This window comes from Azospirillum brasilense, assembly GCF_001315015.1.
Taxonomy (GTDB): domain Bacteria; phylum Pseudomonadota; class Alphaproteobacteria; order Azospirillales; family Azospirillaceae; genus Azospirillum; species Azospirillum brasilense.
The window spans coordinates 2,764,125-2,785,304 of the sequence record NZ_CP012914.1 but is presented as its reverse complement, the minus strand read 5'-3'; the positions used below and the strand labels follow the sequence as shown (position 1 = coordinate 2,785,304).

The following is a 21,180-nucleotide window of genomic DNA, read 5'->3' as shown; positions in this document are numbered from 1 at the left end:
GGTGGGTTCCGCGGCTCAGCCGCGGCGGCGCGGGGAGGCGAAGGGCGAAAGTGGGCCATCGCCACGGGAACCCTCGCCGCGCGGACCGTCACCACGGGGACCGTCCGACCGGAAGCTCTCGCTGCGGGAGAAGCCCTCGCGGCGCGGGCGGTCGCCGCGGGGGCCATCACCACGGGGACCATCACCGCGTGGGCCATCGCCACGGGGGCCGCGCCCCTCGCCACGGGGACCGTCGCCGCGGCCTTCGCGCGGCGGCTTCGGCGGCTGGCGCATCTCCGCGTCCAGCTCGGCGATGCGCTTCACCAGCGCTTCACGGATCGCCGGGGCCGCGTGGGACTTCAGGGTGGCGAGCTGCTCCTTCAACTGCTGGAGCTGAAGCTGCTTCTGCTCCCGCGTGCGCTTGATGGCGACGTTGTCGGAATGCTGGCCGTCGAAGGCGCGCATGAAAAGGTCCTCGTTGCAGAAAATAAGACACCCGCCGTGGCGTCCCAGCGGACGCCCGGTCGGGGAGCGCGGAATATTGGAAAGGCACCGGCGCCAAAGCAAGCCGGGAGTTTGCTCCGCCTGTGCGATAAAGCGGTTGACGGCGCCGGCCCGGATCAATCCTCCCCCGATCCCTCCGTCAAGGACCGCCGGTCGCGGAACAGCGCCGCCGCCTCGTCGAGATAGCGCGACAGGTCGGCGGCGGCCTCCTCCGGCCCGGTTCGCCGCGACCCTTGGACGCGGGCCTCCGCGGCGGCGGCGGCCAAGGCGGCGGGATCGGCGGCCAGAGCGGCCAGCCGCTCGACGAAGGCGTCGTAGTCGGGGTGGATGAAGCGCGGACCGACGACGCTGGCGACGTCGCCGCCGGGAAGCGACAGCGGCACCGCCCCGGCGGCCAGGGCCTCGGCGGCGCTGGCGCCCCCGCCGGTCCGCCGGGGATTCACATAGGCGTCGCAGACCGCCAGCAGGGCGCCGATGTCCGACACATAGCCCAGGCAGAGCAGCCGCCCGGCGTGGCGCGACGCGGCCAGCCGCCGGGTCAGGGCATCGGCGTGCCCGGCGAAGACGGCGACGGCACGCGGCGCGCGGTCGAACAGCGCCTCCAGCATGGCGAGGAAGGCGCCGTCCGCCTCTTCGTCCAGCCGGTTGCCGACGACGGCGCAGACGAAGGCGCCGTCATCGAGCCCGAGGGCGGCGCGCGATCCTTGTTTCCTCGGGGTGGCCCCGGCCAACGAATGCAGGAAGCGGAAAGGCCGCCAGGACCGGGCCAGCGGCCCGTGGTCTGGTGCCACGCCGCCACCGAAATCCAGCACGATGTCGGCGAGCGACAGGGTGGCTCCGGTGGTTGTGGGGATGCACAGGGAGGGGCGCGTCCCGGCCATCAGGTCGGCCACGACGCAGGACCCGCCGAGCGACAGCACAGCGTCGGGATCGAGCGCCGCGACGGCCTTCAGGAACCCGGCGATCTTTCCGGGGCTGACGCAGGGCTCGACCGAGGATAGCATCCGGTAGGTACGCCCGTCCGCCTCGATCCGCTGGTCGCCGGAGAAGGCGGGCTCCACCGACGCCGCGAAGGAGGGCACGAACAGGCTGTGCACCTCCGTCGGCATGATGTTGGTGTTGAGGATGACCACCTCCCGCCCGCAGCGGTCCTCCAGCAGGGCGGCGTAGGACAACAGGTCGCGCGACGGCTGGTGGCGCAGCGACAGGAACTGGTTGGTCACCAGCACAACCCGCCCGGTGTCCGCTTCCCCGGCCAGGCGTGCGGGTGGGACGATGGCTTGACGGCGGCGGATCTCGTCGAGGATGCGGCGGTAGAAGGGGAATTGCCGCTCCTCGAAGAAGCCGGGGCGGCTCGCCGGGTTCATGCGCATCAGGAAGAGTTGGCGCCCGATGCCGGCGTGGATGTGCAGCAGCCCCTCCAGCCCGGATTGCGCGATGTTGCCCTCCACCGCGTCGAGCAACTCGTCGTAATAGCGCAGGTCGCCGGAGACGGCGGCCATGGCCGACAGCAGCAGGACGGTGTCCGCTCCCCGCGCCAGCCGGGGCAACTCCCGCGCCGCCCGCGCCCGCTCGGCCCTGGGCCGGTCGCGAAAGGTTTCGCAGAGCGTCTCGATGGCCTTCAGGTCGTGCCCGCTCGTCACGGGCCGGCGCAACGCGGCGGCGAGGTCGGTGAGGGTGGGCGGTTGGGGCATCGGCCTTGCTGGGAAAAGGGCGCGATGAGTCATGCCACATATGGAAAGGCCCCGGAAGGCGTTACCTTCCAGGGCCTTAGAGTGGTGCCGCAGCAGGGATTTGAACCCCGGACCTACTGATTACGAATCAGTTGCTCTACCCCTGAGCTACTGCGGCGCCGACGTCGGTGCGTCGTGGGCGCGGAAATTAACCGCGGGGGCGGACCGGCGCAAGCGCTTTTTTGGGAGATGGATAAAATTATCCTTTCTGGCGGATGACGTCCAAAAAGGGGTCGGCATAACGCTCCAGCTTGCGGGCGCCGACGCCGGGCAGGCGGGCGAAGGCGGCGCGGTCCGTCGGGCGCGTCGCGACCATCTCCAGCAGGGTGCTGTCGTGGAAGATCACGTAGGGCGGCACCCCCTGCGCGCGGGCCAGCTCGGTGCGGCAGTCCTTCAGCGCGTGCCACAGCGCGTCGTCGGCGGGCGACAGGGCGCCGCGCGCCCCGGCCCGCGACACGCCCTCGCCGGACAGGCCGCCGGAGGGGGCGGAGCCGCCGCGGGAGACGTGGCGGCGCAGCGCGTCGTGGACGCCGCGGCGCTTCTCCACCACCGGGTCCTTGCGCAGCTTGACCGTCTGCTGGCCCTTGATGACCGGGATGCCGGCGTCGGTCAGGCGGAAGCCGCCATAACCCTCCAGATCGACCGTCAGGTAGCCGGCGGCGACGAGCTGCCGGTAGACCGACTGCCATTCCGCCTTGGACAGCTCCTTGCCGCAGCCGAAGGTCTTCAGCGCGTCGTGGGCCTGCTGCGCCACCTTCTCCGTCGCGTTGCCGAGCAGCACGTCGATCAGGTGCCCGGCGCCGTAGCGCTGGCCGGTGCGGTAGACCGCCGACAGGGCCTTCTGCGCGGCGACGGTGCCGTCCCAGGTCTCCACCGGCTCCAGGCAGGTGTCGCAGTTGCCGCAGGGCGCCTCCAGCGTCTCGCCGAAATAGTTCAGCAGCACCTTGCGCCGGCAGGCGGAGGTCTCGCAGAAGCCGAGCAGCGCCTCCAGCTTGGAGCGCTCGACGCGGCGGTGGGAATCGCCGGCCTCCGACTGCTCCAGCATCTGGCGCAAGCCCACCACGTCGGCCATGCCGTAGCTCATCCAGGCGTCGGCGGGCAGGCCGTCGCGCCCGGCGCGGCCGGTTTCCTGGTAATAGGCTTCCAGGCTCTTGGGCGGGTCGAGGTGGCAGACGAAGCGCACGTTCGGCTTGTCGATGCCCATGCCGAAGGCCACCGTCGCCACCATGACGATGCCCTCGCCCTTGATGAACAGGTCCTGGTTCGCCTCGCGCACCTCGGACGGCAGCCCGGCGTGGTAGGGAAGCGCCTCCCGCCCCTGCTGGTTCAGCCAGTTGGCCGTGTCCTCGACCTTCGCCCGCGACATGCAATAGATGATGCCGGCGTCCTCGGGGTGGTTCTCCCGCAGGAAGGCCAACATCTGCTGACGCTCGCTCTTCTTCGGGACGACGCGGTAGGTGATGTTGGGCCGGTCGAAGCTGGACAGGAAGACGCGGGCCTCGGTCAGCCCCAGCTTGTCCTTGATCTCGGCGCGGGTCTGCGCGTCCGCCGTGGCGGTCAGCGCGACGCGCGGCACGGTCGGGTGCCGCTCGTGCAGGATGGAGAGCTGGAGATACTCGGGCCGGAAGTCGTGGCCCCACTGGCTGACGCAATGCGCCTCGTCCAGCGCGAAAAGGGCGAGCTTGGTGCGGTCCAGCAGGTCGAGGAAGCGCGGGGTGACCAGACGTTCCGGCGCCACGTAGACGAGGTCGATCTCGCCGCGGACCATGGCCCGCTCCACCTCGCGCGCCTCGGCGGCGTCGAGGGAGGAGTTGAGGAAGGCCGCCCGCACGCCCAGCTCGCGCAGCGCCGTCACCTGATCCCGCATCAGCGCGATCAGCGGGGAGACCACCACCGTCACGCCGTCGCGCACCAGAGCCGGCACCTGATAGCACAGCGACTTGCCGCCGCCGGTGGGCATGAGGACGAGCGCGTCGCCGCCACGGATGACGTGGGCGATGATGTCGGCCTGCTGCCCGCGGAAGGCGGAATAGCCGAAGACCGATCGCAGCACCTCCAGGGCGGGGTTGCCGTCAGGGTCCTGGGCCGGCTCCGCCGGAGGGGCCTTGAGATTGAAGAGCGAGTCCACGCCGATGCGGTTCAGATGCGGGTCCGTCTCTGGACGATTTGGAATCTGGTGTTCGGGTCAGAATCTGGTGGCCGGGATGCGATCCCGAACGCGACGGCTATGATGTGGCACAGATCACCCGATTCGTGAAGTCGCAATCCGGAAAGAACGTGGGGACAAGGGTGGCGCATCGCGCGATGCGGGAAAAACCGTGGCGTTCTTCGGCCGGCTACAACAGGTCGCGCAGCATCGCCACCAGCGGCACATCGGCGGGGGGCATGGGGTAGTCGCCCATGCGGTTCGGGTAGACCCAGGCGAGCTTTTGCCCCTCGCGCGCCATCACGTCGCCCTCCCAGACGCGGCAGACGAACAGCGGCATCAGCAGGTGGAATTTTTCGTAGCTGTGCGAGGCGAAGGTGAAGGGAGCGAGGCAACTCGCCGCCGTGTCGATGCCCAGCTCCTCCTTCAGTTCGCGGACCAGGGCGGCTTCCGGGGTCTCACCCGCGTCGACCTTGCCGCCGGGAAACTCCCACAGCCCGGCCAGCGACTTGCCGGGCGGGCGCTGGGCCAGCAGGACGCGGCCGTCGGCGTCCACCAGGGCCACCGCGACGACCAGCAGGGTCGGCAGCGAACCGGGGGCCGGGGTGGAGGAGGGATCGAAGCAGGCCGGCATCACGCGGTCTCCTGGGTGAGGAACCGCCAGCGTCCGGCGGTCAGTTCATAGTGGTCGGAGGCGTCGAGCGGCAGGAAGCCGACCGTCTCCAGCACGCGGCGGGAGCGGCGGTTGTCCGGCGCGGTCCGCGCCCACAGGCGGGGCAGGCCCAGCGCGAAGGCGGCGGGGACGATGGCCCGCAGCATCTCCGTGCCATAGCCGATGCCCTGGTGCGGCCGGCCCAGCCAATAGCCGACCTCGCCGTCCGCCAGGATCACGCCGATGCCGCCCACCGGCTGTGCGTCGTCTTTGCGGACCGCCAGCAGGTCGAGCGACGCGCGCTCCGCCCGGTTGCGGGCGGCCAGGGCGACCCAGACGCGCCCGTCCTCCAGGCCGTAGGGATGGGGCACGCGGGCGAGCCAGCGCGCCACCTCCCACTCCCCGATCAGCGGAACGAAACGCTCCACATCCTCCATGCGGAAGGGGCGGAGCGTCAGCCGCGCCGTGTCGAGGCGGTCGGGCAGGGGCGCGCCGGTCATGGTCTCCGCTTCGATCTCAGCTCCGGTAGGAGCCGTTGATGTCGATGTAGCCGTGGGTCAGGTCGCAGGTCCAGACACGGGACTTGCCGGTGCCGATGCCCAGGTCGATGTGGACGTCGATCTCCTGGCCCTTCATGTGGGCGGCGACCGGCGCCTCGTCGTAGCCCGGAACCTCCATGCCCTCGGCGCAGATCAGCGTGCCGCCGATGGTGATCTTGATGAGGTCGCGGTCGGCCCGCTCGCCGGCCCGCCCGATGGCGGCGACGATGCGGCCCCAGTTGGCGTCCTCGCCGGCCAGCGCGGTCTTGACCAGCGGGGAGTTGGCGACGGTGAGCGCGATGCGCTTGGCGGCCACGTCGTTCTCGGCGCCGACCAGCGTGATCGAGACGAACTTGGTCGCCCCCTCGCCGTCGCGCACGATCTGCAGCGCGAGGTCGAGCATCACCTCCTCCAGCGCCTTGCGGAAATCGGTGAGCTCCGGCGCCCGGGCGTCGGTCACCGGGGCGTTGCCGGCCTTGCCGGTGGCGAACAACAGCAGCGTGTCGCTGGTCGAGGTGTCGCCGTCCACGGTGATGGCGTTGAAGCTGCGCTCGGTGAACTCCGACAGCATGGACTGCAGCGCCGGGGCGGCGATGGCCGCGTCGGTGAAGAGGAAGCCCAGCATGGTCGCCATGTCCGGGGCGATCATGCCGGAGCCCTTGGCGAAGCCGCTGATCGTCACCGTCGTCCCGCCGATGGCGACCTGACGGGTCGAGCCCTTGGCGAAGGTGTCGGTGGTCATGATGGCCCGCGCCCCGGCCTCCAGCGCCGCCGAATCGTTCTTCAGCGCCGGCACCATGCCCGGCAGGACCTTGGCGATGGCGTCGGCGGCCAGCGGGATGCCGATCACGCCGGTGGAGGCGACGTAGACCTCGTCGGTGGCGCAGCCGGCGATCCTGGCGGCGGCCTCGACGGTCGCCTGGACGGTGGCGTCGCCGGCCTTGCCGGTGAAGGCGTTGGCGTTGCCGGCGTTGACCACGACCGCGCGGGCCGAGCCGCGGGGCAGGCTGTCGCGGCACCAGATCACCGGGGCGGAGCAGGTCAGCGACTTGGTCAGCACCCCGGCCACCGTCGTGCCCTCGTCAAGCACGGCCAGCATCAGGTCGTCGCGGCCCTTGTATCGGATGCCGCTGTTGGCGGTGGCGATGCGCACGCCCGCCACGGGCGGGAGCGTCGGGAAGCCGGCGGGTGCCAAGGGGGAGACGGTCGTGGCCATGGGGACGGGCTCGTGGGGCTGGTGGAGCGGGGGGTGTTGGACGGTGATTGGGATGCAAGGCGCTTGCCCCCTCCCTAACCCTCCCCCGCTTCGCAGGGGAGGGGATTGTCTCCCTCTCCCGCGCAGCGGGGGAGGGAAGGGGCCCGCGGCGTCAGCCGTGGGAAGGGTGGGGGCAACCGGTGCCGGAGCTTTAGTTCTTCTTCGGCTCTTCGGCCTTCGGGGCCGGCGCGGCCTCTTCCTTCGGCATCGGCGAGCCGTCGAGCTGGAAGGTCTCGACCTTGGCGACCTTGCGCAGGTCGTCGACGACGTTGGTCACGATGTCCTTGCTGAGCTGCTGCTCGAGCTGCGGCTTCACCTCGTCCAGGGACGGCTGCGGCTGGGTGCGCTTGTCCTCGACCTTGATGATGTGCCAGCCGAACTGCGTCTTCACCGGCTCCTTGCTCACCTCGCCCTTCTTCATGGCGAAGGCGGCGTCGGCGAAGGGCTCGACCATCGTGTCCTTGGTGAAGTAGCCGAGATCGCCGCCCTGTTCGGCGGCCACCGGGTCCTTGGACTTCTCCTTGGCCAGCTTGGCGAAGTCGCCGCCCTTCTTGAGCTGGGCGATGATCGCCTTGGCCTCATCCTCCTTCTCGACGAGGATGTGGGCGGCCTTGACCTCTTCCTGGGCCGGGTTCTGCTTCAGGAAGGCCTGATAGGCCTCGTCCAGCTTGGCCGGGGTGATGCGCGACTGCACTTCCTTCTGGATGTAGGCGCGCTGCACCGCGCGCTCCTCGGCGCGCTTGATCTCGTCCTTGACCTCCGGCGTGCCGGCGAGGTTGGCCTTGTAGCCGGCCTCGGCCACCAGCTTCGAGTTCACGAGCTGCTCGATCACCGCCGGGTAGATCATCTCCAGCGGCATCTGCTGCACCTGCGGCGGGAGCTGGGCGACCATGCGCTGGACGTCGGAGCGGTGGACCGCCTCGCCGTTGACGCGCGCCACCACCGGATCGGCGTCCGCCGGGGCGGGAGCGGCCTGAGCGGCGGGGGCGGGCGTGGCCGCGGGAGCCGGAGTCGGCGCCGGAGTCTGGGCGTGTGCGGCCAGCGCGAGGCCGCAGGCGGCCATCGACAGCAGGGCGGCGCGGAACACTCGATTCACCATGGAGTCTTTTCCTTCCGGCGGATGTGTCTTGTCACGGTCAATGGCATGACAGAACGTCTTATGATTGGCGGCGGCTGTACGGACGATCCGGCCCCGCGCCCGAATCCGCGGGGGATTAAGCATGGGTTCGCAGCGCGGGGCAAGCGGTCGTGATGCGTGGCCATGACGCCCTGCTTCGACCGTGTTCAAGGCGATATGGCGGCGGAACGGTGGTGCTTCCAGGGCGTGCCACACGCCGATCCACACCCCCGGCAGGGCCGACACCCCCGCGATGCCCCCTCAAAGGGCCGGGCAAAGGGGCGGGTCTCGTTGACAGAAACTTGCTTCGGGCCTATGTGAGACCGGTCAAAAAGCCGGCTTCACGACGTTCCACCCCCGAGGTTTTCATGTTCGGTGCTCTCGCCCGCAAGATTTTCGGCACCGCCAACACGCGCACCGTCAAGGCGCTGCAAAAATCCGTCCAGCAGATCAACGCGCTGGAGCCCGAGTTGGCGGCGCTCTCCGACGACGCGCTGCGCGCCCGCACCGATTGGCTGCGCGGCCGGCTGTCGCAGGGCGAGACGCTCGACGCCATCCTGCCCGACGCCTTCGCCACCGTGCGCGAGGCGGGCAAGCGCGTGCTGGGGCAGCGGCACTACGACGTGCAGCTCATGGGCGGCATGGTCCTGCACCAGGGCAAGATCACCGAGATGCGCACCGGCGAGGGCAAGACGCTGGTCGCCACGCTGGCCGTCTATCTGAACGCGCTGGAGGGCAAGGGCGTCCACGTCGTCACCGTGAACGACTATCTGGCCTCGCGCGACAGCGCCTGGATGGGCCGCATCTACGGCTTCCTCGGCCTGACCACCGGCTGCATCGTGCACGGGCTGGACGACGAGGAGCGCCGCGCCGCCTACGCCGCCGACATCACCTACGGCACGAACAACGAATTCGGCTTCGACTATCTGCGCGACAACATGAAGTTCCGGCTGGAGGACATGGTCCAGCGGCCCTTCAACTTCGCCATCGTGGACGAGGTCGACTCGATCCTGATCGACGAGGCGCGCACCCCGCTGATCATCTCCGGCCCGTCCACCGACTCGTCGGAAATGTATGTGCAGGTCGACCGCCTGATCCCGCAGCTGACGCGGGACGACTACGAGTTGGACGAGAAGAACCGCACGGTCAGCCTGTCCGAGGCCGGGCAGGAGCATATGGAGCAGCTTCTGGCCGAGGCCGGGCTGCTGAAGGCGGGCGGGCTGTACGACATCCAGAACGTGGCGCTGGTCCACCATTCCCAGCAGGCGTTGCGCGCCTACACGCTGTTCCAGCGCGACAAGGACTACATCGTCAAGGACGACAAGGTCATCATCATCGACGAGTTCACCGGCCGCATGATGGAGGGCCGCCGCTATTCGGAGGGCCTGCATCAGGCGCTGGAGGCCAAGGAGAAGGTGACGATCCAGCGCGAGAACCAGACGCTCGCCTCCATCACCTTCCAGAACTATTTCCGCATCTACCCGAAGCTGGCCGGCATGACCGGCACGGCGATGACCGAGGCGGCGGAGTTCGCGGAGATCTACGGCCTTGAGGTCGTTGACATGCCGACCAACGTGCCGGTCCAGCGCAAGGACATGGACGACGAGGTCTACCGCAAGGCGTCGGAGAAATACGACGCGATCATCGACCTGATCGAGGACGCCCGCAAGCGCCAGCAGCCGGTGCTGGTCGGCACCACCTCCATCGAGAAGTCGGAGCTGATCGCCGAGCTGCTGAAGAAGCGCAGCATTCCGCACAACGTGCTGAACGCCCGCCACCACGAGCAGGAAGCCTACATCGTCGCGCAGGCGGGCCGTCCGGGCGCCGTCACGGTCGCCACCAACATGGCCGGCCGCGGCACCGACATCCAGCTCGGCGGCAACGTCGAGATGCGCATCCAGATGGAGCTGGCCAACCTGCCGGACGGGCCGGAGCGCGACGCCAAGATCAAGCAGATCGAGGCCGAGGTGGCCGAGGCGCGCGAGCTGGTCAAGCAGGCCGGCGGTCTCTACGTCGTCGGCACGGAGCGGCACGAGAGCCGCCGCATCGACAACCAGCTGCGCGGCCGTTCGGGCCGCCAGGGCGATCCGGGCGCCTCCAAGTTCTTCCTGTCGCTGGACGACGACCTGATGCGCATCTTCGGGTCGGAGCGCATGGACGGCATGCTCCAGCGCCTGGGCCTGAAGGAGGGGGAGGCGATCATCCACCCCTGGATCAACAAGGCGCTGGAGAAGGCCCAGACCAAGGTCGAGGCCCACCATTTCGAGGTCCGCAAGAACCTGCTCAAGTTCGACAACGTCATGAACGACCAGCGCAAGGTCGTCTATGAGCAGCGTCGCGAGATCATGGACACCGAGGACATCGCCGAGACCGTCCTGGAGATGCGCCATCAGGTCGTTTCCAACATGGTCAACAAGGCGATCCCGCCGAACTCCTACTCCGAGGCCTGGGACATCGCCGGCCTGCACGAGGAGGTGAACCGCCTCCTGGGCATGGACCTGCCGGTGGCCGACTGGGCCAAGGAAGAGGGCATCGCCGAGCCGGAGATCGAGGAGCGCGTCCGCGAGGCCGCCGACCGCAAATACGCGGAGAAGGTGGAGACTTATGGCGCCGACACGATGCGCCATGTGGAGAAGAGCCTGCTGCTGCAGATCCTCGACCAGGAATGGAAGGATCACCTGCTCCAGCTCGATCATCTCCGTCAGGGCATTTCCCTGCGCGCCTATGCCCAGAAGGACCCGCTGAACGAGTACAAGCGGGAAGCCTTCGAGCTGTTCGAGACCATGCTGTCGACCCTGCGTGAGCAGGTGACCGCCGTGCTGATGCATGTCGAGATCCGCATCGCCCCGCAGCCGGAAGAGCTGTACGCCCGTCCGCCGCAGGAGATGCACGAGGGCCGCGACGACCCGGCGCTGGCGATGGCCGAAGCGGGAGCCGGGGCCGCCCAGGGCTACCCGCCGGCCGATGCGCCGCTGCCCGCCGGGATGGTCCGTCGCGAGGCCGCCGCCTCGGTGGTGCCGGGGGCCGACCCCAACGCCTGGGCGAACACGCCGCGCAACGCGCCCTGCCCCTGCGGCTCGGGCCAGAAGTACAAGCACTGCCACGGCAAGGTCGGCTAAGCGCCGCCGCGAAGAACGCCGCCGGGGACATTCCGGAGGGGGATGTTCCGGACGGGGCCGGGCCGCAAGGTCCGGCCCCTTTCCTTTTTGCGGCCCTGGAAACTTCGGCTGGGCTGTGGCGTTCTTCCCATCAAAAGCGGGAGCGCAGCCATGTTGCAGGAATTCAAGACCTTCATCAGCCGCGGCAACGTCGTGGAACTGGCCGTCGGCATCATCATCGGCGCGGCCTTCACCGGCATCGTCAATTCGCTGGTCAGGGACATGCTGATGCCGCCCATCGGCTGGATCATGGGCGGGATCGACTTCTCCAACTACTTCCTCAACCTGTCCGGCGGCCATTACGAGAGCCTCGCCGCGGCGGAGGCGGCGGGGGCGGCGACCATCAACTACGGCCGCTTCATCAACGCGCTCATCAACTTCTTCATCGTGGCGGGCGCGCTGTTCCTCATCGTGCGGCAGGTCAACCGCCTGCATTTCCTCCAGGATTCCAAGCCGAAGGCGCCGCCCCGCCAGGAGGTTTTGCTGGAGGAGATCCGGGATGCGCTGCGCGCACGGCAGGCACCCGCCCCGGGGGACACGACTCGACCGGGGGCGTGAAAGAATCTTCTTGGATTGTGCAGCGCAACCCATTATGTAAGGCGTCTTGATCGCTGGAGGCTCGCGCGTCTCTTGAGCGAGACGCGCTTTGATATTGCGGGACGGCCTTCCTTGGGACCCGGTCGCCCGTTGCTTCGGACAGACGCCTCTCCCTCTTCCGACCTCCTCCCGGCGAAAACGCCGGCGTTCCACCGCTCACCATCCTGGTGCGGCGGCCGTGCGCCGTCTTGGTCCTGAGGAAAGGTTACCCTACTTGTCGTCCATTGAAATGACCGCCGCCGACGCCCTCGTTGTCGAGACCGCCGTCGCCGAGACTTCTGTCGTCGAGACCGCCGTCACCGAGGTTGCCGCCGCCGACGCGACCGTGACTGACACCGTTACCCCGAACGCCTTCGCCGGGCTGGGCGTCCACCCGCTCGTCGTGAAGGCGCTGGAAGCGTTCGAATACAACACCCCGACCCCGGTCCAGGCCGAGGCGATTCCGCCGGCCCTGGAAGGCCGCGACATTCTGGCGACTGCCGAGACGGGCACGGGTAAGACCGCCGCCTTCATGCTGCCGGCGCTGACCCGCACCATCGACCTGCCGCGCCTCGGCGTGGCCGCTCCGCGCGTGCTGGTTCTCGCCCCGACCCGCGAGCTGGCCAAGCAGGTCACCGACGCCGCCCGCAAGTACGCCAAGTTCATGAAGTACAACATCGTGGACGTCGTCGGCGGCATGCCCTACCGCGACCAGTTGCGCCTGCTGTCGCGCGCCGTGGACGTGATGGTCGCCACGCCGGGCCGCCTGCTCGACCATGTGTCGCGCAACCGCATCGACCTCAGCGCCGTCGAGGTGCTGATCCTGGACGAGGCGGACCGCATGCTGGACATGGGCTTCCTGGACGATGTGGAAACCATCGCCAAGTGCTGCCCGGACAACCGCCAGACGCTGCTGTTCACCGCCACGCTGGACCGCCGCATGGCCCAGCTCGCCGGCAACCTGCTGCGCAACCCGGTGCGCGTCGCCGTGGAAAGCGCCACCACCGCGGTGAACGTCGAGCAGCGCCTGCACCATGCCGATGACATGGACCACAAGCGCCGCCTGCTGAAGCATTTCGCGGACCTGCCCGAGGTCGGCAAGGCGATCATCTTCGCCGCCACCAAGCGCGACGCCGATGCGCTGGCCGAGGAACTGAGCGACGCCGGCCACGCCGCCGCCGCCCTGCACGGCGACATGGACCAGTTCAAGCGCAACCGCACGCTCCAGCGCCTGCGCACCGGCCAGGTCCGCCTGCTGGTGGCGACCGACGTGGCGGCGCGCGGCATCGACGTGCGCGACATCACCCACGTCATCAACTTCGACCTGCCGCGCTCGGCGGAGGACTATGTCCACCGCATCGGCCGCACGGGCCGTGCGGGCGCCTCGGGCGTGGCGGTTTCCTTCGCCGCCCGCGCCGACCGCGACGCCCTGTTCCGGATCGAGCGCTACACCGGCACCCGTCTCGACATCCATGTCGTTCCGGGTCTGGAGCCGCAGCGTCCGTTCCAGACCGGCGGCGGTGGCCGTCCGGCGGGTCGTCCGGGTGGCCGTCCGGGTGGCGGCAACGGCGGCGGTTACAACAAGAAGCCGTGGGTGCGCAACGCCAACGGCGGTGCCGAGGGCGGCAAGCCGAACGGCGCCCCGGGTGGCCGTCCGCAGGGCCGTCCGATGAACCGCAACGAGCATGGCCGCAGCGACCATGCCCGCAACGAGCACGGCGGCCACGCCCGCCGCGACTCCCAGGGCGGCAAGCCGGCGCACCGGGCGTCCAAGTGGTAACAGCGGTTCGCCGCTGACGTGAAAAAGGCGCGGTCCTTCGGGGCCGCGCCTTTTTTCTTGGTCGGGTCGAAGTGTGGCGGGCAAGACTTCACACGGATTTCACGGATCGACGCACGGGTTTCACGAATTTTTTTGAATAATAAATATTGGAAATCTGTTTCTCTTGCGCGAATCACCAGTGGTGGCGGTAAGCGGATAAACAAAAATCCGTGTAATCCGTGTAATCCGTGTAATCCGTGTAATCCGTGAAATCGTCCGTGTAATCCGTGTGAAGTCTTGTCCCCCACACCCGCGCTTTACAGGCCCGCGATCCCCCACAGCAGCAGCGCCACCAGCAAAGCCAGGATCAACCCGGCCACGGCGTAGACCGCCAGCGCCCGCCCGATGTCGGCGGCGGTGGCGCGGGCGCGGCCCTCGCCGATCCACGGCTCGGTGATGACCACGCCGCCGTCGCGGTGCGGCCCGCCCAGCGCCAGACCCAGCGCGCCGGCCATGGCGGCGGTCGGCCAGCCCATGTTGAGGGAGGCCGCCTTAGCGCCGTCCCGCATCATTGTGCGGAAGGCGCCGCCGGCCTTCGCCCCGGCGAAGGGCGCGGCCAGCGCCAGGAGAAGCGCGGCCAGCCGCGCCGGGATGGCGTTCAGCGCGTCGTCCAGCCGCGCCGCGGTCTGGCCGAAACGCTCGTGCCGCACGCCGGCGTGGCCCAGCGCGGTGTCGGCGCCGTCCACCACCGCCCAGACCAGCAGGCCGGGCACGCCCAGCAGGGCGTAGCCGAAGACCGGCGCCACCAGCTTGCGGGCGAAGCCCTTGGCGGCGGCCTCGATGGCGGCGCGGGCGATGCCGTGCTCGTCCAGGCTGAAGGCGTGACGGCGGGTGAGGGGGGCGACGGCCTCCCGCGCCGGGGCGACGCCGCCCTTGTCCAGGGCGCGGCGCACCGCCCGCACCCGCGCCCAGGCGCTGCGCCCGCGCAGGGCGGCGAGGATCACCGCAAGCTCCAGCAGCCAGCCGCGGCTCTGCGCGCCGATCCGCTCGACGATCAGCCCGACGGCGACGGCGGCCAGCACGAGCGCCAGCACGACCAGCGCACCGCGCAGCAGGCGGGCGGTCTTGCCGCGCTCCACCCGGTTCAGCCGCCGGTCGGCCCAGGCGCAGACGCGTTGCGCCAGCGCCGCCGGGTCGGGCAGGACGCGCCCGATCCAGTCGCCGGCGGCGGCGTCGATGGCCAGGGCCAGCAGCAGCAGGAACAGCGGCCCCGGACCGTTCAGGGGGGCGGCGCCGAGGACGGAGGTGAGCAGGGCGTCGCCCATCGCGGCCTCAGCGCGCTCCGGCCTGACGCAGCAGGTTCGCCACGCGGGCATTGCGGCTGTCCTGCGCCCAGCTCAGCGTCGTGCGGCCCGTGAAATCGGTGCGGTCGGCCTGTGCCCCGGCCTTCAGCAGCCGCTCCACCAGATCGACGCGGCCGAAGCGCGCCGCGGTCATCAGCGGGGTGATGCCCTGGCGGTTGTCCTGGTCGACCTTGGCGCCCTTGGTCAGCAGAAGGTCCACCGCCTCCGGCGTGTCGGCCTCCACCGCGTAATGCAGCGGGGTGTTGCCGGCCTTGTCGGCGCGGTTGGGGTTGGCCCCGCCGTCCAGCAGCAGCCGCACCAGCTCGGGATGGCCGTTGCCGATGGCCAGCAGCAGGACGGGACGCCCGCTGGCGTCGACCTGATTCGGGTTCTCGCCCTTCAGCAGCAGCAGCCGCAGCGCGCTGGCGTCGTTGGACGTCACCGCCTTGACCATGGAGGGGCCTTCCAGAAGGTTGATCTGGGCCAGGGCCGGCGCGGCGATGGGGGCGGTCAGGCCGAGGGCCAGCAGGCTGAGCATCAGCAACCGTTTCATGGCGCGTCCTTTTGTGCGATCCGTGTGTGATCCGTCTTTCGGCTGGGGATACTATCCAGTTTGGCCCGGTTTGGCGACGGAGACCCGCTGCAATGGAGCCGCCCATGGTCCGCAACCCGCTCGCCCGCCACATCGCCCTGTTCCTGGCGGTGAAGGCCGCGCTGATCGCGCTGGGCCTGTGGTGGTTCCTCGGCACCATGCCGGAGCCGCGCGGCGTGGTGACCCCGCCCGCCGCCGCGGGAACGCCCTGACGCCGCCCGGTGTCCCGGCGGGAACCTCCGCTCCGCGCCCATGGTTGAAGCTCAACCGGGAAGCGCAACAGGGGAAGACCGCCATGACCTTCGAGAACGATGTGAACGCGAACCGCTCCGGCAGCCATCTGCGCGGCGCCGTGCGCGAGGCCGTGGGCATCTTCGCCAGCCGCGACGCCCTGCAGAAGGTCGTCGACGAGCTGACCCTGGCCGGCTTCCAGCGCCATGAGCTGAGCGTGCTCGCCAACGATGAGACCATCCGCGACCATCTCGGCCATGTGCCGCAGCGGGCGGAGGACCTCGCCCACGACCCCGACGCGCCGCGCCAGTCCTACGTCTCGCCGGAGGATGTCGGCAGCGTGAAGGGCGTGGCGGTCGGGTTCCCCGCCTATGTCGGGGCGATTTTGGCGACCGGGGCCGTCCTGGCGACCGGCGGCACGGCCCTGGCCGCGGCGGCCGCGGCGGCGGCGGCGGGGGTGGGCGGCGGCGCCATGGGCTCGGTCATGTCGAACTGGCTGACCGACAAGCGCAACGAGCCGATGCTCCAGCACCTCGACAAGGGCGGCATCCTGCTGTGGGTCAATCTGGCCGACGCCGGGCGCGAGCAGCAGGCGCTGGAGATCATGAACCGCCACGCCGCCCAGCCTGTGGAGGTGCACGAGGTGCCGCAGTCCGGTTCCGAGGGGTGAGCGGGGCGGCGTCCGGAGCCTGTTGACTCAGGTCATGGCCTTCGCGGCGGGCTTCCCCTATACACGGGCGGTCTTCCAACCGGAGGTCCGCCTTGGACGCCCACTCGGCCCTGACGCTTCTCGACGCCGGCCTCAACCAGTGCGCCGTCGTGATCGACCGCGACGGCGGGCTGCTGGTCGCGCTGCTGACCGCGGGGCTGGTCGGGGGATCGACCCATTGCGCGGGCATGTGCGGACCCTTCGTGCTGGCCCAGGTCACCGCCCGGCTGGAGCAGGTCCCGGCCTCGCGCATGAGCGAGTTCCACCGGCTGGCCGGGGCGGCGGTGCTGCCCTACCATCTGGGGCGCGGCACCACCTACACGCTGATCGGCGCGGCGGCGGCGGCGGTCGCCGGCCATGTCGGGGCGCTGCCGGGTTTGAAATGGCTGTCGGTGGCGCTTCTGGCCTTCGCGGCGCTGTTCTTCCTCGGCTATGCGGTGAAGGGGCTGACCGCCTGGGTGCCGAAGCTCGACGGCGCGGTGCAGCGCTGGTGGGGCGACCGGGTGTCCCGGCTGGCCCGCCCCCTGTTCGGCAACCCCACGGGCTGGCGCGGCTACGGGCTGGGGCTGGCGCTCGGCTTCATTCCCTGCGGCCTTCTCTATGGCGCCGTGGCGGTGGCCGCGGCCAGCGGCAGCGCGCTGACCGGGGCGCTGGGCATGGCGGCCTTCGCGCTGGGCACGCTGCCGAGCCTGCTGGCGGTCGGCCTCGCCGGGCATCTGGCGGGGCGCACCTGGCGCTCCGCGGTGGCGCGGGCGGCGCCGGTCATCATGGTGGTGAACGCCGGAGTGCTCGGCTGGATGGCGATCCGGATGATCGGGTGAACGCCGTCCCGCTCCGGATTACCGGAGCTTTTCCGCCGATCCCTTCAGCGCCTCGCCCAGCGGAACCTCGCCGCAGCCGGGCTTGAGCGGCTGTTGCTGGCTCTCGTGCGGCGACCAGCCGGCGAGGTAAAGGATCTGGAAGGTCGCCTCGATGCGCCCGTCCGGCTCGGCGTAGCGCTCGGCGTAGCGGCGGGCGGCGTCGAACAGCAGGGCGCGGGTGGCCGGCACCTTGCGGCGGGCCAGGACGGCGTTGGTCTCGCCCATGCCGCGCAGGTCGCGCATCAGGCGGAAGGCGTCGCTGTAGGTGACGGTGATGACGTCGCTGTCCACCACCGGCAGGGCGAAGCCGGCGCGCTGCATCAGCCCGCCGACGTCGCGAATCTCCGCGAAGGGCGACACGCGGGGCGACACGCCGCCGGCCACCTCCATCTCCGCCTCGTACAGGCAGCGGCGCAGCTCCAGCAGCGTTTCCCCGCCCAGCATGGCCGCGCAGAAGAAGCCGTCGGGCTTCAGCGCCTGCCGCACCTGGACCAGCGCGCCCGGCAGGTCGTTGACCCAGTGGAGGCTGAGGTTGCTGACCACGAGGTCGAAGGTCTCCGGCACGAAGGGCAGAAGCTCCTCGTCGGCGGCGACGGCCAGCGGACCGGCCCGCCGGGCGAAGCCGGGGGCGAGGTCGCAGGCGACCAGCGTCTCGACGCCCTTGCGCCCGCGCAGCGTCCGCCCCATCACCCCATCATGGGCGCCGAGGTCGAGCACGGTGGGAAAGGGCCGGGCCACATCCTCCAGCCGGTCGACGAGGCGTTCGGCCACCTCTTCGAACAGGAAGGCGTGTTCGGCGAAGGCGGGGACGGCGCGGTCGCGGCGGCGGCGGACGAGCGCGCGGTCGAAGACGGTCATGCTGTCGGGCGTGGTCATGCCCGCAATATAGCCCAGCCCCGGCGGGCTACAACCATCGGCGAAAGGGCGCCATCATGCTATGGTCGGCGCCGAACGTCGCTGGAGCTTGGCCATGGGCATCGAGGAAGCCATCGGCGCCACCTATGAGGCGCTGATCGTCATCATCAAGATCACCACCCCGGTCCTCGTCGTCACCACGGTGCTCGGCATGCTGCTGACCATCTTCCAACAGGCGACCAACATCAACGAATCGACGCTGCAGCAGGACCTCAAGATCTTCGCGACGCTGGCCATCCTGTTCATCACCGGGCCGGCCATCTACATCGCGTTGCGCGACTACACCTTCGTCATCTTCGACCGCATCGCCGGTCTGAACTGAGGGGCGCGCCGCCATGACCCTTGCGCAGCGGCTGGCGACCAGGGTCCTGGCGGGTGCCCTCGACACGCTGCTGCCGCCGCGCTGCCTGTGCTGCGGCGGTTCGGTGGATCGGCAGGGCGGCCTCTGCGCCCCGTGCTGGAGCGGCCTGACCTTCATCGCGCCACCGCTCTGCGCCTGTTGCGGCACGCCCTTCGACTTCGCGCTGGAGGGGGAGCCGCTGTGCGGCGCCTGCATCGCCGAGCCGCCGGTCTTCGCCCGCGCCCGCGCCGTCCTGGCCTACGACGACGGCAGCCGCCCGCTGGTCCTCGGCTTCAAGCATGGCGACCGCGTCCACGCCGCCGCGGCTTACGGCGGCTGGATGGCCCGCGCCGGAGCCGAACTGTTGGCCGACGCCGACCTGCTGGCCCCGGTGCCGCTGCACCGCCTGCGGCTGTTCCGACGCCGCTACAACCAGGCGGCCCTGCTCGCCCAGGCGGCGGGCCGGCAGGCCGGTCGCCCGGTGATTCCCGACATGCTGATCCGCCGTCGGTCCACCCCGTCGCAGGGCGGGCTCGACCGTTCGGGGCGGCGACGGAACGTCAAGGGGGCCTTCGCGGTCCGGCCGGGGCTGGAGCCGCGGGTGGCCGGCAAACGGATCGTCCTGGTCGACGACGTGCTGACCACCGGGGCCACCCTGTCGGAATGCGCGCGGGTGCTGCTGCGCGCCGGGGCGGAGCGGGTGGACGCGCTGACCCTGGCGCGCGTCGTCAAGACGTGAGCCGTGAGTGTGAGCCATGAAAACGTAACGGGTGGCGTGGTGCGGCGGTTGATCTTATAACCGTTCAAAACAGCCAAGGAGCCCTCCGCATGGCCGACGTCGTCATCTACACCACGCCCTTCTGCCCCTACTGCTCGCGCGCCAAGCGTCTGCTCGACAGCAAGGGGGTGGCGTACGAGGAGATCGACCTCTACATGCAGCCGGGCCGCCGCGAGGAGATGGTGCAGCGGGCCGAGGGGCGCATGACCGTGCCGCAGGTCTTCATCGACGGCAAGCCCTACGGCGGCTCCGACGACATCCACGCGCTGGACCGCGCCGGCAAGCTCGACCCGATCCTGGGAATCGGGGGATGAGCGGCGTCCTGAAGGCCGCCTGCATCCAGGTCAACGCGGGCACGGAAATCCTTCCGAACCTTCAGGCGGCGGGCGATCTGGTCCGCCGGGCGCGCGACGCCGGGGCGGACTTCATCGCCCTGCCCGAGAATGTCAGCATGATCGTCCAGGGCCGCGCCAAGGTGCTGGAGCGGGTGAAGCCGGCGGACGAGCATCCGGCGATCCCCTTCTTCGCCGATCTGGCGCGGGAAACCGGGGTCTGGCTGCTTGCCGGGACGCTGGGCGTCCTGCTCGACGACGGGCGGGTGGCCAACCGCAGCTACCTGTTCGACGCCGAGGGGCGGGCCGTCGCGCATTACGACAAGCTCCACATGTTCGACGTCGACCTGAAGGGCGGGGAGAGCTACCGCGAATCCGCGACCTTCCGGCCCGGTGACCGTGCGGTCCTGGCGGCTACCCCATGGGGCGGGGTGGGGATGACCGTCTGCTACGACCTGCGCTTCGCCTATCTCTACCGGGCGCTGGCCCAGGCGGGGGCGTCGATCCTGACGGTGCCGGCCGCCTTCACCGTGCCGACCGGGCGGGCGCACTGGCATACGCTGCTGCGCGCCCGCGCCATCGAGACGGGCTGCTTCGTCCTGGCCCCGGCCCAGACCGGCACCCACGACCAGGGACGGCTGACCTACGGCCATTCCCTGATCGTCGCGCCCTGGGGCGAGGTGCTGGCCGACGCCGAGGAGGCGGTGGGCTTCGTCCTGGCGGAATTGGACATGGCCCGCGTCGAGGAGGCCCGCCGCATGGTGCCGGCCCTGACCCACGACCGGACCTTCACGCTGGAGCGGGTCGGCTTCTGATACGGTTCGGACGGCACCGGGAAGGGGTCAGAACAGCGTGTGTTCGACCAGGATCTTGGTGCCGATGCCGAGCAGGGCGAGGCCGCCGAGAATCTCCGCCTTGCGGCCGAGCAGCGGGCCGGCCTTGCGCCCGATCAGCACGCCGCCGAACGCCATGACCGCGGTCACCAGACCGATGACGACGCAGGCCTGGACGATGTTCACGTCGACGACGGCGAGGCTGACGCCGACCGCGCTGGCGTCGATGCTGGTCGCCAGCGCGGTGAGGACGAGCTGCATCGGGCCGAGCTGGCTCTTGCGCGCCGGCTGTTCCCCGGATTGCGGCGCGGTCTCCGGCCTCAGGCCCTGGCGGATCATGTTGCCGCCGACCAGGGCGAGCAGGCCGAAGGCGACCCAGTGGTCGACGCTGGCGATCCAGGCGCTGACGGCGACGCCGACCATCCAGCCCAGCGCCGGGGTGATCGCTTCGAAGAAACCGAAATAGGCGCCGACGCGGAGCGCGTCGACCAGACGCGCGCGCTCGCTCGCCGCGCCCTTGCCGATGGCGGCGGCAAAGGCGTCCACCGACAGGCTGAAGCCGAGCAGCAGAAGGGTGGTTGCGGTCAAACCGGGAATCCTTCGGGCCAAGACGGACCGACGGCGCGACGGTCCCATGGCCCTCCGGGACGTCGCGCCGTTGGTCTCACCAAGCCCGGCCTCGCCGGTGCCGTCTGCGCCACGGTCGCCCGGACCGAGTCTGTTGACGCAGGCTCCTTCGCGGCGTGGCGAAGGACGGTTACTCCCCAAAAACGCGGGCGGACCCTAACCACCCCATCCCCAAGCGTCAATTCATATGAACAGATGTTGA

21 protein-coding genes, 1 tRNA gene and 1 riboswitch are annotated in these 21,180 nt (G+C 70.0%); of the genes, 10 read left to right on the top strand and 12 right to left on the bottom strand.

The annotated features are described in order from the left end of the window. Positions 1–15: 15 nt before the first annotated feature. The 8 genes from AMK58_RS12920 to AMK58_RS12885 all read right to left on the bottom strand — a co-directional run bounded on the left by AMK58_RS12920 (position 16) and on the right by AMK58_RS12885 (position 7,907). The gene (locus tag AMK58_RS12920) at positions 16–444 is read right to left on the bottom strand and encodes a hypothetical protein (RefSeq protein WP_059398966.1); all 429 of its coding nucleotides are present in this window, start codon (positions 442–444) and stop codon (positions 16–18) included. Positions 445–599: 155 nt separating this feature from the next. After that, entirely contained in the window at positions 600–2,177 is a 1,578-nt protein-coding gene (locus tag AMK58_RS12915) for a glycosyltransferase (RefSeq protein WP_059398965.1), read from the bottom strand. A gap of 82 nt (positions 2,178–2,259) precedes the next feature. Next, positions 2,260–2,334: transfer RNA gene (locus tag AMK58_RS12910), tRNA-Thr, on the bottom strand. Positions 2,335–2,415: 81 nt separating this feature from the next. Continuing rightward, entirely contained in the window at positions 2,416–4,344 is a 1,929-nt protein-coding gene (gene recQ, locus AMK58_RS12905) for a DNA helicase RecQ (protein ID WP_059398964.1), read from the bottom strand. Between the two features lie 208 nt (positions 4,345–4,552). Continuing rightward, positions 4,553–4,996: a (deoxy)nucleoside triphosphate pyrophosphohydrolase gene (locus AMK58_RS12900; RefSeq protein ID WP_051140063.1), complete on the bottom strand. Its 444-nt coding sequence runs from the start codon at positions 4,994–4,996 to the stop codon at positions 4,553–4,555. Next, positions 4,996–5,514, bottom strand: a complete 519-nt coding sequence (locus tag AMK58_RS12895) for a GNAT family N-acetyltransferase (protein ID WP_059398963.1) — start codon at positions 5,512–5,514, stop codon at positions 4,996–4,998. The genes AMK58_RS12900 and AMK58_RS12895 overlap by 1 nt, the downstream gene beginning before the upstream one ends. 16 nt (positions 5,515–5,530) lie before the next feature. Then, on the bottom strand, positions 5,531–6,769 hold the full coding sequence (gene argJ, locus AMK58_RS12890) for a bifunctional glutamate N-acetyltransferase/amino-acid acetyltransferase ArgJ (RefSeq protein ID WP_035670996.1): 1,239 nt from the start codon (positions 6,767–6,769) through the stop codon (positions 5,531–5,533). Positions 6,770–6,959: 190 nt separating this feature from the next. Beyond that, positions 6,960–7,907, bottom strand: a complete 948-nt coding sequence (locus AMK58_RS12885) for a peptidylprolyl isomerase (protein ID WP_035670999.1) — start codon at positions 7,905–7,907, stop codon at positions 6,960–6,962. Between the two features lie 386 nt (positions 7,908–8,293). Here AMK58_RS12885 and secA point away from each other — a divergent pair, with 386 nt between their 5' ends. The 3 genes from secA (at position 8,294) to AMK58_RS12870 (ending at position 13,439) form a co-directional block, all read left to right on the top strand. Next, positions 8,294–11,044 (top strand): preprotein translocase subunit SecA, encoded by a 2,751-nt coding sequence (secA, locus tag AMK58_RS12880; RefSeq protein WP_035671002.1) that lies wholly within the window; start codon positions 8,294–8,296, stop codon positions 11,042–11,044. 150 nt (positions 11,045–11,194) lie between these two features. Next, positions 11,195–11,641: a large conductance mechanosensitive channel protein MscL gene (gene mscL, locus AMK58_RS12875; RefSeq protein WP_051140065.1), complete on the top strand. Its 447-nt coding sequence runs from the start codon at positions 11,195–11,197 to the stop codon at positions 11,639–11,641. 253 nt (positions 11,642–11,894) lie between these two features. Next, positions 11,895–13,439: a DEAD/DEAH box helicase gene (locus tag AMK58_RS12870; protein ID WP_236778132.1), complete on the top strand. Its 1,545-nt coding sequence runs from the start codon at positions 11,895–11,897 to the stop codon at positions 13,437–13,439. A 296-nt stretch (positions 13,440–13,735) separates the two neighbouring features. Here the strand turns inward: AMK58_RS12870 and AMK58_RS12865 are convergent, their stop codons facing one another. Then, entirely contained in the window at positions 13,736–14,743 is a 1,008-nt protein-coding gene (locus tag AMK58_RS12865; protein ID WP_059398962.1) for a cobalamin biosynthesis protein, read from the bottom strand. Between the two features lie 7 nt (positions 14,744–14,750). Continuing rightward, entirely contained in the window at positions 14,751–15,314 is a 564-nt protein-coding gene (locus tag AMK58_RS12860; RefSeq protein ID WP_035683447.1) for an ankyrin repeat domain-containing protein, read from the bottom strand. Between the two features lie 104 nt (positions 15,315–15,418). On the opposite strand from AMK58_RS12860, the gene AMK58_RS30870 reads away from it, so the two are divergent. From AMK58_RS30870 to AMK58_RS12850, 3 genes are all read left to right on the top strand, one after another. Further along, positions 15,419–15,565, top strand: coding sequence for a hypothetical protein (locus AMK58_RS30870; RefSeq protein WP_167555893.1), 147 nt, complete (start codon positions 15,419–15,421; stop codon positions 15,563–15,565). 83 nt (positions 15,566–15,648) lie between these two features. Beyond that, positions 15,649–16,254, top strand: coding sequence for a hypothetical protein (locus tag AMK58_RS12855; RefSeq protein WP_059398961.1), 606 nt, complete (start codon positions 15,649–15,651; stop codon positions 16,252–16,254). Positions 16,255–16,346: 92 nt separating this feature from the next. Beyond that, positions 16,347–17,114, top strand: coding sequence for a sulfite exporter TauE/SafE family protein (locus tag AMK58_RS12850; RefSeq protein ID WP_014239195.1), 768 nt, complete (start codon positions 16,347–16,349; stop codon positions 17,112–17,114). An 18-nt stretch (positions 17,115–17,132) separates the two neighbouring features. On the opposite strand, the gene AMK58_RS12845 is transcribed toward AMK58_RS12850, so the two are convergent. After that, positions 17,133–18,029 carry a methyltransferase domain-containing protein gene (locus tag AMK58_RS12845; protein ID WP_035669533.1) on the bottom strand — a complete coding sequence of 299 codons (897 nt, stop codon included), beginning with the start codon at positions 18,027–18,029 and terminating at the stop codon, positions 17,133–17,135. A gap of 94 nt (positions 18,030–18,123) precedes the next feature. Here AMK58_RS12845 and AMK58_RS12840 point away from each other — a divergent pair, with 94 nt between their 5' ends. The 4 genes from AMK58_RS12840 (at position 18,124) to AMK58_RS12825 (ending at position 20,333) form a co-directional block, all read left to right on the top strand. After that, entirely contained in the window at positions 18,124–18,390 is a 267-nt protein-coding gene (locus tag AMK58_RS12840) for a flagellar biosynthetic protein FliQ (protein WP_035669536.1), read from the top strand. A gap of 13 nt (positions 18,391–18,403) precedes the next feature. Continuing rightward, complete coding sequence (locus AMK58_RS12835) at positions 18,404–19,147, top strand: ComF family protein (RefSeq protein WP_059398960.1); 744 nt, start codon at positions 18,404–18,406, stop codon at positions 19,145–19,147. An 89-nt stretch (positions 19,148–19,236) separates the two neighbouring features. Continuing rightward, positions 19,237–19,500 (top strand): glutaredoxin 3, encoded by a 264-nt coding sequence (gene grxC, locus AMK58_RS12830; RefSeq protein ID WP_014239199.1) that lies wholly within the window; start codon positions 19,237–19,239, stop codon positions 19,498–19,500. Continuing rightward, a complete protein-coding gene (locus AMK58_RS12825; RefSeq protein WP_035669539.1) occupies positions 19,497–20,333 on the top strand; it encodes a carbon-nitrogen hydrolase family protein in 837 nt (278 codons plus the stop codon). Before grxC ends, AMK58_RS12825 begins: the two co-directional genes overlap by 4 nt. Positions 20,334–20,360: 27 nt before the next feature. Here the strand turns inward: AMK58_RS12825 and AMK58_RS12820 are convergent, their stop codons facing one another. Continuing rightward, a complete protein-coding gene (locus tag AMK58_RS12820) occupies positions 20,361–20,939 on the bottom strand; it encodes a manganese efflux pump MntP (protein ID WP_059398959.1) in 579 nt (192 codons plus the stop codon). An 81-nt stretch (positions 20,940–21,020) separates the two neighbouring features. After that, a riboswitch (yybP-ykoY riboswitch) is annotated at positions 21,021–21,131 on the bottom strand. Positions 21,132–21,180: the final 49 nt, after the last annotated feature.